Here is a 13,730-nt window from a genome sequence, read left to right on the forward strand (position 1 = left end):
TTATATTTTCCTATTAATTATGATTTACTTCTTACTTGAAATATCAATCCATACAGCTACGATAAGTATTAAACCTTTAACAATATATTGCCAAAAAGCTTCAATATTCATCATACTCATACCATTATCAATACTAGCCATAATTAGAGCACCAATTAGTGCCCCAACAATTTTCCCTTTACCACCTACTAGGCTTGTTCCACCGATCACACACGCAGCAATTGCATCCAGCTCGTAGTTACTACCAGCACTAACTGTTGCAGCATTAAGTCTACTTGTTAATAAAACACCTGCTACTCCAGCAAGAGCACCCATTGTAGTGAATACCCACAACACATTACGTTTAATGTTTATACCAGAAAGTGCTGCAGCTTCTTCATTTCCACCAATTGCATAAACATAGCGCCCAAACGCTGTATTATTTGAGATAAAGATAAAAATAACCGCTAATAATGCTACAATTAAAATCGGAACTGGAATTCCAAGATATCTGTTTAATAGATAAGTAGCTAATAAAATAAAGAAGGAATAAATTGCTACCTTGCCATAATCAAACATTGGAGCAGAAAGCAATAGTCCCATACTCTTTCTTTTAGAACGTTTTCTCACTGTCCCAAAAACAAGTAAAGCAATACATACTACAGCAAGAATGTAACCTGGAATATATGGGAAATAGCTTGTTCCAATTAATTTAAAACTTTCATCTAGATTGGAAATCGTTTGACCATTCGTTATTCCAATTAAGATTCCTCGGAAAATAAGCATTCCACCAAGTGTCACGATGAAAGCTGGAACCGCTCGGTAAGCAACCCACCAGCCTTGCCATAATCCAAATATTGCTCCAACTACAATTGCAGCAATTACAGTTAAAACTGTATTCCAGCCATACCAAACTTGTAATATCGCTGCAGCGCCACCAGCTAATCCAACTAATGAACCAACTGATAAATCAATATGTCCTGCAACAATTACAAGTGTCATTCCTATTGCAAGTACAGCGATTATTGACATTTGGGTAAATAAATTAGAGAGGTTTCGAGAGGATAGAAATTCACCGCCCGTAAAAATTCCAAATATGACTGCAATCAAAACTAATGCGATAATAAGCATATACGATTGAAGATCAACCTTAAAACTTAAACCTCTATTAGATTGAGTTGCTTCATCAGCTGTTGACAAGTGATTGCTCACGTTTCTTCCCTCCTGTTGCACACGTCATAATATTCTCTTGTGTAGCCTCATCTCTTAAAAATTCTCCCGTAATTGTTCCTTGTGACATGACAATTATCCGATCAGACATTCCTAAAACTTCTGGCAATTCCGACGATATGATAACAATACCAACACCTTGACTGGCAAGTTCATTAATAATCTTATAAATCTCATACTTTGCACCTATATCAATTCCTCTTGTTGGTTCGTCGAGAATTAAAATTTTCGGATTATTCATTAACCATTTACTAAGAACAACCTTTTGTTGATTCCCCCCGCTTAATTGGCCAACCTTTGCCTCTAAACTTGGGGCTTTCAATTTCACTTTATCTGTTATGACACTAACACTTTTTATTTCTAGTGCTTGGTCAATTACTTTCAACTTCATCACTTTATTTAAAGCAGTTAGAGTTGTATTTTTCGTGATGTCCATTCCTAAAACAAGACCATAGCGCTTACGATCCTCGGAAACATATGCTAATCCTTCTTTAATCGCATCTGCTGGTTTTTTAATATTTGTTTCCTTGCCATCAATATAAACTGTCCCAAACTTCTTTCCTTTAAATCCACCAAACAAGCTTATAAATAATTCCGATCTTCCTGCACCCATTAACCCAGAAAAACCAAGTATTTCCCCTTTTTTGAGTGTAAAGGAAACATTATTTATAACTTTTTTCCCCGTTTCATCAACTGTAGAATAATTCTTCACTTCTAAAACATTTTCATCACTAATCTCTCGTTGTTCATATGGGAAGAGCTCAGTTAGCTCACGGCCTACCATCTTCGTAATAATTTTATCCTCAGTTAATTCTTCGATTGGATCCGTACTAATTGTTTGACCATCCCTTAGAATAGTTACTGTATCCGCTAGAGTCATAACTTCACCAAGTTTATGGGATATGTAAATACAGGTAACCCCTTTAGACCGTAAATCATTTAAAAGGTTTATTAAGATTTCTACATCACTTTCAGTTAATGCTGCAGTTGGTTCATCTAAAATTAATATTTCTATTTCCTTTGTTAATGCTTTGGCAATCTCTATTAATTGTTGCTTTCCAACCGTTAAATCGCCAACCTTTGTTTGCGGATCTATATTTAGCCCAATATGGTCTAACCATTTTTGAGCTTCTACATAAATTTTGTTCCAATTAATTACTTTTGCCCTCATTAAGTCATGACTTAAAAACAAGTTTTCTGCAACCGTCATTTCTTCAACTAATGCAAGCTCCTGGTAAATAATCGCTATACCTGCATCTTGTGATTCTTTAATTGATTTAAACTGAACCTTTTGCCCATTAACCAAGATTTGCCCATCATAAGTTCCGTGGGGATAAACTCCACTTAATATTTTCATTAAAGTTGATTTCCCTGCACCATTTTCCCCGCATAAAGCATGAATCTCTCCTTTACGTACAGAAAATGTAACGTTATCTAAGGCACGTACACCTGGAAACTCTTTTATAATTCCTTGCATTTGTAGTGCATATTCTCCCATTTTGACTAACACCACCTAATAGAAAGGTAAATTGCTTAGCAAATTAGGGGGAAAATTATCCCCCTATGATTGCTTTCAGCTTTTTAAATTATTATGGACGTGCTGGACGATCAGCTTCTGGAACATTTTTATAAACATCATCATAGGAATGGAATCCATCTGCGATTACTGTATCAATTAGGTTTTCTTTGCCTACTTTAATAGGATCTAATTTTACGAAAGGTACATCAACTTTTCCGTTATTAACCGTTGAATCACCTGTAATCTTCTCGCCTTTAGCTAACTGTACTGCTACTTCAGCACTTTTTGTTGCGATGGCTTTAATAGGTTTATATACAGTCATTGTTTGAGTTCCTTCTGCAATACGCTGAACACCTGCTAAGTCAGCATCTTGGCCTGAAATCGCTACTTTACCTGCTAAACCTTGAGCAGCAAGTGCTTGAATAGCTCCTCCCGCTGTACTATCGTTAGATGCTACTACTGCATCGATATCATTGTTATTAGCTGTTAATGCATTTTCCATGATTTTCAATGCTTCGTTCGCGTCCCATCCTTTCGCCCACTGATCACCAACAATTTCAATATCTCCACTATCTACTAACGGCTGGATAATATTCATTTGGCCTTCTCTAAACATCTTGGCATTATTATCTGTTGGTGAACCACCCATTAGGAAATACTTTCCTGCAGGAACTTGTTCTACTAAATATTCTGCCTGCATTTCACCAACTCTAACATTATCGAATGATACATACGCATCAATCTCAGCACCATTAATTAATCGATCATATGCTAAAACAGGAATCCCTTCACTTTTTGCCTGCTCAACAACTGTTGATAGTGCATCTGAATTAATCGCTATAATTACTAAAGCATCGATATCTTGCGAAAGCATGTTTTGAATTTGTGATAATTGTTCTGCCTCATCACCATTTGCGGATTGAACTAATACTTCAGCACCTAATTCTTCTGCTTTCTCTACAAAGAAGTCACGATCATGTTGCCAACGTTCTAATGTTAAATCTGAAACAGAAAGTCCAATTTTCAGTGAATCATCAGATGCTTCCTGATTTGCATTTTCCGCATCATTGTTACCGCTTTCATTTGTTGTATTAGCATCCTGCCCACAAGCTCCTAATACAAAAAGAGTAATTAAAGCAAAAACCCCTACAAGAAACCCCTTACAATTTTTCATAAACATCATCCCCTTTTGAATATTCAGAAAATTAACTTCAAAAAGATTTTACCACCACAAACTTAGTTTGTCTACCCAATAAACTAAGTTTTGTAGTATAGTATAAACTAAGATGAAATGAAATGAGGGAGAACTATTGACATATAATTCATGGAATCAACATGTGGTAAAAAAGAAAAATAAAGAATTAGTTCTTAGAACGATTACGTCACTAGCACCTTTATCCCGAGCAGATATTGCTCAAAATTCTGGTTTAAATAAAGCCACTGTTTCTTCATTAGTGAATGAACTTATTGACGAAGAATTTATTTATGAATCTGGACCAGGCGAATCTAGTGGAGGCAGACGACCGGTTATGCTGTTGTTTAATGAACGTGCCGGCTACTCGATAGGTATTGACATTGGTGTAAACTATATTCTGGGTGTAGTAACAGATTTAATGGGAAATATAATATTTGAAAAAAATATAACAGTTAGAAACCTTTCATTTAAAGAACATATTTCACTGGTTAAGGAAACAATTCATATACTTATTCAAAATACACCTCAAAGCAGATATGGTGTTATAGGTATTGGAATTGGTGTTCCAGGTATTGTTGATAAAAGCGGAAAAGTGCTTCATGCTCCAAATCTAAATTGGAAAGATGTTAATTTGAAAGAAATAATTGAACAGGAATTTGATTATCCAATAACGATTGAAAATGAAGCAAATGCTGGTGCATACGGAGAAATGCGATTTGGTGTTGGTCAAGATTGTACTAATATCTTATATGTAAGTAATGGTATTGGAATTGGTTTAGGAATTATACTAAACGGCGAATTGTATCGTGGAATAAATGGTTATGCGGGTGAAAGCGGCCATATGGTTATAGTTGCAAATGGAGAAAAGTGCACCTGTGGAAATTTAGGTTGTTGGGAAGCTTATGCATCGGAACATGCATTGCTAAAAAATGCAGAAAATTGCGGAATTTCCTCAACCCCCACATTAGAAGAGTTAATTCAAAAAGCCGAAGAAAAGAATACTGATACTATTGAACTTTTTCAAGATATAGGCTTCTATATTGGAACAGGTGTTAGTAATTTAATCAAGACTTTCAATCCACAAAAAATTATTATCGGAAATAGACTAGCAATGGCAAAGCATTTATTGGAAAAGCCAATTGTAGATTCTGTAAGGAAACAGGCCTTAATATACCACCAAGCAGACATAATAGATTTTTCTAAACTCTCTACACACTCAACAGCACTTGGAGTTTCTGCATTTGCGGTTGAAGATTTCCTCCATATAAGTGATCAAATTGATTAGAATACATCTTTTTTTGATTTTGAAAAAGAGCTGTCCTATAAGGAAGCAAGTGAAGAAAAACGAATAGTTCTTCTCCACTTGCTTTTTGATTTTCTCTGAAATATAGGTGTCAGTTACTTAAGGGAGCGGAGCCGCGAGCAAATAGAATAATTCGAACTCTTTAGCAACTCGAATTCCTTAAATATCTTGCTGTCTTTTATTAATAGGTATCCATATCTCACTATAATAATCCTCTGAGGAAGGATCAGCATTACTTGGGTATACCTCAATCTCTGGTCCACCAGCATGCTCATATCCAGTTGATGGAAACCATTCCGAAAAGATTCTATCCCACACCTTTGGCATTGCATCAGGCATTGCGCCATGAACCGGAAAAACGGCCCAAGTTGCAGAAGGAATCTGCCTTTCTTCCCAATCAGATGGAATATGCTCAATATTTTTTTCAACGCCGATTAAGTAGGTTAAATTTTCATGTTGTTTGTCATAGTCCATGCAAACTCCAATTAACCCAAGAGGTCCACAGTTTTTAGCAAGCTCTGAAACTAATCCATTCTGATTCGATTCAACCCAGAAAGCATCAATTCTTCGGTTGTTCTCTCCCCCAATTGTTGTTGTACGTATGCTTTTTCCTACAACATTAAAAGCAGACTTATCTACAATTTTATAATCCATTTCAACATCACCCTTTAATTGAATTTGAAAGGAGAGTTTTGGATAAGCCTTCAAGAATTGACTATTTTTCTTAGCTTCTGACGGACTAATGCCTTGAATTTTTCGAAATGCCTTTGTAAAAGATTCAGGACTTTCATAGCCATATTTGAACGCAACATCAATAACCTTAGAATTAGAATTAATCAGTTCCTGAGCAGCTACTGTAATACGGCGATTTCTAATATATTCACTTACTGTATATCCCGTTAGCATATTGAACATGCGTTGAAAGTGAAACTTAGACATACAGGCAATAGAAGCAATATCCTCAATCAAAAGGTTATTGTCTAAATTCCTTTCTATATACTCTAAGCTATCTAGCATTCGTTGAAGTCCCTCCATGTTATATCTCTCCTTTCTACATTCAATGTACCAACAACTGTTTGGTTATTCCTGCTAATCTGTGCTCATTTATGACAGGTTTCATCTTTCATTAAAACTTTTTATAAGGTTTATAAATTTTTTAAGAACATGCAGGCTTCAAATTCATAATTAAATACGTGTCATTGATGCCATATCCAAACATATTATTTTCTCCTACTCTTCAAAAGTTAAGTTGGTAGGCTCATCTAAAAGGTCATCAGAAAAATCTATGTTGGTTGTTGGTGTTTGTTTATCAACTTCCTCAAATTTAAGTTCATCAATCCATACTTGCCCATTTCCTGAAAGCAAAACACCAAAGGCAATTACTACACTATTTTTAGGTACATCTAAAACAATATGATAATAATTCCACTCATTACTCCCTACAATTTGACGGTCACTCATATTATCAAATTGCAATACATCCCCAAGTGCATCATCTACACGCATCCAAAATCCACAGAATCCATCCACATCTTTTGACTTAATAAAACCAGAAAGTTTTATCCTTTTACCAAGATACTTTTCCGCCTTGAATTGTTGCATCATTGTTGCAAATTCACCATGGGATTGGACATTAACAGATTTAAGGAATCCAGATGCTTTTCCTTTATGGAAATTTTCTCTATCAATTCCCATCTGATAATTAAACGGATGACTACCGCTTAATTTCCATCCTTTTAATAACTTCTCATTTTCCAATATGATTTCCTCCCTTTGTAAAGTTAATTTGCCGATAATTTTTCGGTATTGTCCTGGTGGTAAATTATAATATTTCTTAAATGTACGAGTAAAAGATTCCTGTGTTTCAAAGCGATAATAGAAAGCAATATCTATTATCTTTTCATTTGTATAGAGGAGCATATTAGCTGAATTGGCAATTCTCCGATATCGAATATATTCAGCTAAAGTTACACCAACCTCCTTTTGAAAAATACGATGATAATGATACTTTGAAAATCCGACAAACTGAGCAATACTTTCTAAGGATAGTTCTTCATGCAAGTTTTTCTCTATATACTCAATCGTTTTTTGTATGATGGGACTGTAACTCATTGTCTGAACCTCCTTACAAAAAAGATAACAAAAAAAGCAAGATCTTTTTTGACTTATATTGCTATGTTTGGCCTCATATTAATGAAAATAGTAGCGTGGCAAATTAGTGCTTTGAAGTGAGGGTTCTATATTTACTCCATACTAGAAAACTTTTATGCTTGAAAAAGTAAAAATTTTTTATAAGGAATTTTGGATATTTTTAGGATGAGGTTTATAGGAACCTCTTACTTTTTCGCTCGAAAGGTAGTAGGGAATGATTTTCTGTATTAAAAAAGATGGGATTGTAGTTCCCATCTTTTTATTCTTAAACTTATTCACAGCCTTATCCACATATTATACACAATTATATAGAAGGCAGTGTTATTAATCCTTTACGCTGTTAACTCCAACTACTGCCTGAGTTGATTGGATTCATTTTCTTTAATTTTTTGAGCTACCTTATCTTACTATCCAGCATCAATCAATATTGTTTGCTTCAAAATTATCAAGCAATGCACGTACTTCATCTGTTGATTTTGTATTCATCAATTGGTTTCTTAGTTCACCTGCACCGCGGAATCCTTTGACATATATTTTGAAGAAACGATGAAGCCCTGTGACTGGACGTGGCAATTCTTCTTTATATTGATCATGAAGATTAAGCTGCAATCTTAAAAGGTCCAAGTACTCTTTACTGCTATGCTCTTTTGGCTCTTTTTCAAAGGCAAACGGATTTTTGAAAATGCCGCGCCCAATCATCACACCATCTACACCATATTTCTCAACAAGCTCAAGACCAGTCTGACGATCAGGAATATCTCCGTTGATTGTAAGCAAGGTATTTGGGGCCACTTCATCACGCAGCTTTTTGATTTCCGGAATCAGCTCCCAATGCGCATCTACAGCACTCATTTCTTTTCTTGTCCGTAAATGAATAGAAAGATTCGCGATATCTTGTTTTAAAATATGGGTTAGCCATTCCTTCCATTCGTCTATTTCGGTATAGCCAAGTCTTGTTTTCACACTTACTGGCAGTCCACCCGCTTTTGCTGCTTGAATAATTTCAGCAGCTACATCTGGTCGAAGAATCAGGCCACTTCCCTTTCCTCTAGATGCAACATTTGGTACAGGACAACCCATATTAATATCGATGCCTTTAAATCCTAACTCTGCCATGCCAATACTCATTTGACGGAAATATTCGGGCTTATCCCCCCATATATGTGCAACGATTGGCTGTTCGTCTTCTGTAAAAATTAAACGCCCGCGCACACTTTTCATACCTTCTGGATGACAATAACTCTCCGTGTTTGTAAACTCCGTAAAAAATACATCCGGTCTACCAGCTTTAGCTACCACATGACGAAATACAACATCCGTTACATCTTCCATTGGTGCAAGTACAAAAAATGGCCGCGGTAAATCACGCCAAAAATTATCTATCATTTCAAACTCAAATCCTCTCATTATGGGTAAAGCTTTAAACTCTCAATCTAAATGTTCAACTTCTTTTACACTTATATCATGGTTGATAACTTATTATCAAACACAAGGATATTAATAATTTGTGAAAATCCGCAATGTTTATTTTAACGAAAATTCGTCCTAAATGGTATTTTTATAAACTCAAATCAATATGATCTACCTCTCAACTTTAGTATCCCCTTCTTCATGGAATGGTTGTAAATCTGGTAAAATTAATAATGGCAACGCCCATATAGGGTTAGCTGCCTTTTAAAATAAACTAAGACACACTCACATATGGCGATTATGTGGAGGCGGTAGGTTTATTAAAACACACTTAAGACTTGTACTAACTGTTCTTGCTAAACAAGTAATATTTGTGCTTTATCTATTTATTTGTTAATTCACCAGCTCCATATTATTCTTTATTTTCTTTAATGCTGGCAGTTGGGACAAAAGTAGGTTTTCCTTGAAGAGATTTTTGTTTTAATAATAGTAGCATTGCAACGGGAACATTCTTTACCCTCTCTATCATAAACATAAAATTGGTAGCCTCCTGTTTTGCCATCTCCCTTATATAGAGGGTTTTCCATATAACCACCTTGTTCAATTCCCTTTTTAAGGATGTATTGAATCGAATGATATAGCCGGCTTAATTGTTGATTGTCAATATCATTAATTTTTTTATCAGGGCGAATTTCTGCATGCCAAAGAATCTCATCAGAATATCCATTACCTATTCCAGCAAGTACCTCTTGATTCATTAATGTAGTTTTAATCGTTCCTTTTCTTTTTTTCATCAGATGTTGAAAGGCATCCATTGTAAATTGAGGATCCAACACTTCAGGTCCTAGCTTTTTAAACTCTTCCTTAACCTCTTCAGGTGATAAAAGATGCAGGTAGCCTAAGCGCAATCCAATGAAAAATAAATGTTGTTCTCCAAAGGATAGTTTTACTTGAATGGTCCTATCGGGTTGGTCTTCCTCTTTGCCAAAAAACATCCATCCACCAAGCATCAGATGCAACAGTAAACATGAACCATCCTGTAGTTGAAAAATTAAATATTTAGCTCTTCTATTAATTGTTTTTATAGTTTGATTTGTAACTTGCTTAGTAAAGCTGTCAACTGGTACGTTAATAGATTTTTCCCGTCTTATCACAACATTTGTAACTTTAAGCCCGCCTATTAATGACCCCAGTAATGTTTTATATGTTTCCATCTCTGGCAATTCCGGCATAATCCTATCCTCCATTTTGCAAGCTGTTTTATACAGTATTTCCTACTAGTAGGTTATTATGAATTGTTGGCATTTAAAGAATCCAATATAAAAATCACAAAAAAATAAGGGATTAAAAAATTAATCCTCCCCGATTAAAACGTTTATTAATTTCCTATTTTTATAAAAATAGGGTTACTCGCCATAAGTACCACTTTGAAGACCTATTAGAAGTTACTGTTAAAGGATTATGTAACTGGTGGCAATAAAAAAAGCATCCTAAATTTGGATGCCTTTGGAACCATATATGTCATTTACAGCGATTCTTAATATTTTTGAGGTAACTTCTAACTACGCATTAATGCGCCATTAGGTTTTGGTAACTCTTGAGCTAATATTTTATTCATTTTACAAAAATATTTAAAAAATTGTTGTGCCAACTCTTTTTCCTTTGGGTCATTCTTCAACGACACTATATCAAGCAAAATCTGAGCCATCCATGAGTTATCAAAATAACGATACTTACCTGATTTCCATGTTATTTGGTGAGGAGATTTGTCATTTGAATAATATTTCCAGAATTGCATCTGATTCGATTCCTGTTCTGTAAGTTGGATTTTGTATTTTGAATGTGCAGGGATATATCCATCTTCACAAAGCTTACCGATGAAATTTTCATTCACCATATATATACCTAAAATACGTCTGTTTTCTTCAGGCAAGCTGGAATCTACTGATGTTAATAGGACAGCACTATTTCGGTACAAGCGGCTCGGTTTATTTGGTTTCCCCTTGTTATTTCCGCTTTTTACCTCACCTAAGAAAACCCTCCACTCTGAAAAAGAACTATGTTGTTCATCTTTGTCACACCAAAAAACTAATTGTGATTCGGGATGAAGTTTATGATTTTTCATAAGTTTTTCATGTTCCAAACGAAGTGCCTCGTTTTTTCGTTGAATAACTCTTTCCTCTTCCTTCTTCCGTTCAGCTTCCTTTCGTTCCATTTCCTTTTCTTGTATTATTTTATCAAGTAAATCAGCAATACTTTTATCATGCAGTGTTAAGTGCTTTTCAAATACATCAGGAAAAACAAACTTTTTATTTTCCGATGCGAAATTTATTTCGATACTAGAATCATTTTGTTTAACTATACTACCCAATCCAAAACGCTTATGTGTAACTTTCTTATTGATTAGATTCATTATTCTAATCCTCCTTGTGGAATAAAAAATGTTTATTAATTGTTAGTAATTTCAAATATTATTCGACTACCCTTACGAAAAGCTACATAATTGTTTAATTCTTCTTGCCATAAAAATAAAAAAATCGTATCCCTAATTCTATTGCAATAAAATACATTGGAATTCGGAATACGATTGAGTAAACAACTGTAGGACTAGTATAACATTTTTTCAAGCTTCACACAAACTTTTTGTTGACAATATATTTCAGCGTGAGGTAAAATTGAAATTTTATCATTCTAGCAAATAGAATAATGAACTTCAGATTAAAGTAAAAGATTTGGTCGAAAGGCTTTAATATACCTTTGGTAAATTTGTCTAAAAGGTTAAACTCATTCACATTAATGTCAATTTGATTTTATTTCATGTTTCTTTCAATAAACACATTAATATAGCTAAATTTATTATCCATACTAAGTCATTAACATCTTAAAAATCTTTGACTTTAAAACAAAGTTTACCCACATAATGATTTATGAGAGCCAGATGTGCTTTATAAGCATCTTCCAATAAAAACACTTCATCGATATGAACTTTTAATTTACCAGAACTTATCCAATTATTTAATCTTAGTATAATTCCCGGTTCGGGTTCACCATTATAACTAGTTACACTAATATCCGATTTTGTTTCTGGAATCGGATATATCCCATTTGGATATGCTATACGACCACCAGTTCGAACACACTGAACTATGGAGTTTGCTAGTTCCCCACCAGCTGTAAACAGTGCAGTATCAAATCCCTCCGGTGCAAATTTCCTTGCAGCAGAAAATACATCATCTCTAGTTCCGTCCACTACAGTGCATACACCTAACTTTTTTAGCATAGCAACCCCATCTTCACCTGACGCTATCGCAAATACCCGAGCCCCCATATTCTTTGCAAGTTGTACAGCCAAGTGTCCAACTCCTCCACTGGCGCCCAAAATCATGATTGATTCTTCTTTATCAAGTTCTAATACATCTTCAAGCCCACGCAACGCTGTTAATCCTACTCCAGAGATTACACTAGCTTCCTTCAATGTTATAGATTCCGGAATCTTAGATACATATTTTGAATCTATGGCAACAAATTCTGCATAAAAGCCGCCTTTGGGATTAAGAAAACCTGGTGCGTAAACCTTATCTCCAATAGCAATACTTTCTACATTCTTCCCTTTAGCATAAATAGTACCTGAACCTTCTGAACCTAATATATACGGAAATTTCGAATGTAATCCTAGCATTTCATCATATCCGCCTTCTCTTTCAAAGATATCCCACTGTCCAATTCCCGCATATTGAACTTGAATAAGCACCTCATTATCTCCAATGCTTGGAATTGAAATGTCTCTCACCATCAGTTCATCCGGTCCTCCAAATCTATCAAGAACTACAGCTTTCACTTAACCTTCCTCCTCCTATTGCTAATCTACAATTAAAAAATATACACTAAAACCATGACAGAAATTGTCATAGTTTAGGAAGGGGTGAAAGAAATGTCTAAAACAAAACTACTATTTGATTTGATCATGTATGTTAATACAAAGCGTAGTTTTACCGCCGAGGATGTGGCACATGAATTTAATGTTTCAGTTAGAACAGCTCATAGATACTTAATGGAATTAAGCGAGATAGGTGTCCCTCTCTATACCGAACCTGGTCGTAACGGTGGCTATCGCATACTTAACAATAGAGTACTACCACCAATTATTTTTAACGAAAATGAAGCCTTTGCTATCTTTTTTGCTTTTCAGTCTCTGAAATTTTATAAATCATTACCCTTTGAAATTGATATTAACTCTGTTTCCAGAAAACTATATGCAGGTCTTCCATCTGACACAAGAAATAAAATCGATAATCTTGATTCTGTTTTGTCGTTTTGGAATAAAAAAAGAGGCATTCCTTCTCCATTTATAAAGGAGATCATAGAGGCTGCCTTAGAAAATAATAAACTTTATATCGAGTATAAATCAAAATACAAAAACTCAAAAAGAGAAATATCACCTTTAGGTGTGTATGCTTATGATGGTTTCTGGTATATGCCTGCTCTTGACTTAAACCATAATGAAATCAAACTTTTCCGTTTGGATCGTATTTTAGCCTTGAAAAATACACGAGAAAGGCATAACCCCGCAATAAATCTTAACGAATGGCTGGATAATCTTATAACACAAGAACCAAGTGATCCCTTACGTTTATATGTAGAATTGACTAGAGAGGGAATACGGCAATGCAATAGTCAACATTGGTTAGAGCCTCACATCAAAATTGCTGGTCAAGATCATGGCTATATTGACATAATAATTGATAAGAGCGAGCTTGAATTTGCTTCTAATTTTTTTCTTCAGTTAGGTAAAAATGCAAAAGTAATCGAGCCACAGGAAATTATAGATACTATACGCAAGCAATTGCAAGACACTCTACAGCATTACTCATGACTCTTCTGCTAGAGTGAATTTTATTGTTTGGGTACCAGGATATCGTCAAAATAGCAGGTGTCCCATTATG

The 13,730-nt window shown here is 34.9% G+C and carries 11 protein-coding genes; 2 read left to right on the forward strand and 9 right to left on the reverse strand.

Annotated features, from left to right (window positions below; genetic code table 11):
• Positions 1–24: 24 nt before the first annotated feature.
• From MKY04_RS19120 to xylF, 3 genes are all read right to left on the reverse strand, one after another.
• Positions 25–1,191 (reverse strand): sugar ABC transporter permease, encoded by a 1,167-nt coding sequence (locus MKY04_RS19120; RefSeq protein WP_246020165.1) that lies wholly within the window; start codon positions 1,189–1,191, stop codon positions 25–27.
• Positions 1,166–2,707 (reverse strand): xylose ABC transporter ATP-binding protein, encoded by a 1,542-nt coding sequence (locus tag MKY04_RS19125; protein ID WP_346234970.1) that lies wholly within the window; start codon positions 2,705–2,707, stop codon positions 1,166–1,168. Before MKY04_RS19125 ends, MKY04_RS19120 begins: the two co-directional genes overlap by 26 nt.
• 91 nt (positions 2,708–2,798) lie before the next feature.
• Positions 2,799–3,902, reverse strand: a complete 1,104-nt coding sequence (xylF, locus tag MKY04_RS19130; protein WP_346234971.1) for a D-xylose ABC transporter substrate-binding protein — start codon at positions 3,900–3,902, stop codon at positions 2,799–2,801.
• 136 nt (positions 3,903–4,038) lie between these two features.
• Between xylF and MKY04_RS19135 the strand changes: the two genes are divergently transcribed.
• A complete protein-coding gene (locus tag MKY04_RS19135) occupies positions 4,039–5,208 on the forward strand; it encodes an ROK family transcriptional regulator (protein WP_126293038.1) in 1,170 nt (389 codons plus the stop codon).
• Between the two features lie 177 nt (positions 5,209–5,385).
• On the opposite strand, the gene MKY04_RS19140 is transcribed toward MKY04_RS19135, so the two are convergent.
• From MKY04_RS19140 to MKY04_RS19165, 6 genes are all read right to left on the reverse strand, one after another.
• Positions 5,386–6,261 (reverse strand): AraC family transcriptional regulator, encoded by an 876-nt coding sequence (locus tag MKY04_RS19140; protein ID WP_346234972.1) that lies wholly within the window; start codon positions 6,259–6,261, stop codon positions 5,386–5,388.
• A gap of 195 nt (positions 6,262–6,456) precedes the next feature.
• Positions 6,457–7,338: a helix-turn-helix transcriptional regulator gene (locus tag MKY04_RS19145; RefSeq protein WP_126293036.1), complete on the reverse strand. Its 882-nt coding sequence runs from the start codon at positions 7,336–7,338 to the stop codon at positions 6,457–6,459.
• Positions 7,339–7,794: 456 nt separating this feature from the next.
• Complete coding sequence (locus MKY04_RS19150) at positions 7,795–8,763, reverse strand: tRNA dihydrouridine synthase (protein WP_126293035.1); 969 nt, start codon at positions 8,761–8,763, stop codon at positions 7,795–7,797.
• 452 nt (positions 8,764–9,215) lie between these two features.
• A complete protein-coding gene (gene mutM, locus MKY04_RS19155) occupies positions 9,216–10,019 on the reverse strand; it encodes a bifunctional DNA-formamidopyrimidine glycosylase/DNA-(apurinic or apyrimidinic site) lyase (protein ID WP_346234973.1) in 804 nt (267 codons plus the stop codon).
• 326 nt (positions 10,020–10,345) lie between these two features.
• On the reverse strand, positions 10,346–11,200 hold the full coding sequence (locus MKY04_RS19160; protein WP_346234974.1) for a malate synthase: 855 nt from the start codon (positions 11,198–11,200) through the stop codon (positions 10,346–10,348).
• A 468-nt stretch (positions 11,201–11,668) separates the two neighbouring features.
• Positions 11,669–12,625, reverse strand: a complete 957-nt coding sequence (locus tag MKY04_RS19165; RefSeq protein ID WP_346234975.1) for an NADP-dependent oxidoreductase — start codon at positions 12,623–12,625, stop codon at positions 11,669–11,671.
• A gap of 93 nt (positions 12,626–12,718) precedes the next feature.
• On the opposite strand from MKY04_RS19165, the gene MKY04_RS19170 reads away from it, so the two are divergent.
• A complete protein-coding gene (locus MKY04_RS19170; RefSeq protein WP_346234976.1) occupies positions 12,719–13,660 on the forward strand; it encodes a YafY family protein in 942 nt (313 codons plus the stop codon).
• Positions 13,661–13,730 lie beyond the last annotated feature (70 nt).

It is taken from the genome of Lysinibacillus telephonicus (assembly GCF_039654155.1).
Taxonomy (GTDB): domain Bacteria; phylum Bacillota; class Bacilli; order Bacillales_A; family Planococcaceae; genus Ureibacillus; species Ureibacillus telephonicus.

Coding starts and splice junctions, on each gene's coding strand:
- MKY04_RS19125 (WP_346234970.1), bottom strand. CDS start 2,707: ATGGGAGAATATGCACTACAAATGCAAGGAATTATAAAAGAGTTTCCA.
- xylF (WP_346234971.1), bottom strand. CDS start 3,902: ATGAAAAATTGTAAGGGGTTTCTTGTAGGGGTTTTTGCTTTAATTACT.
- MKY04_RS19140 (WP_346234972.1), bottom strand. CDS start 6,261: ATGGAGGGACTTCAACGAATGCTAGATAGCTTAGAGTATATAGAAAGG.
- MKY04_RS19145 (WP_126293036.1), bottom strand. CDS start 7,338: ATGAGTTACAGTCCCATCATACAAAAAACGATTGAGTATATAGAGAAA.
- MKY04_RS19150 (WP_126293035.1), bottom strand. CDS start 8,763: ATGATAGATAATTTTTGGCGTGATTTACCGCGGCCATTTTTTGTACTT.
- mutM (WP_346234973.1), bottom strand. CDS start 10,019: ATGCCGGAATTGCCAGAGATGGAAACATATAAAACATTACTGGGGTCA.
- MKY04_RS19160 (WP_346234974.1), bottom strand. CDS start 11,200: ATGAATCTAATCAATAAGAAAGTTACACATAAGCGTTTTGGATTGGGT.
- MKY04_RS19170 (WP_346234976.1), top strand. CDS start 12,719: ATGTCTAAAACAAAACTACTATTTGATTTGATCATGTATGTTAATACA.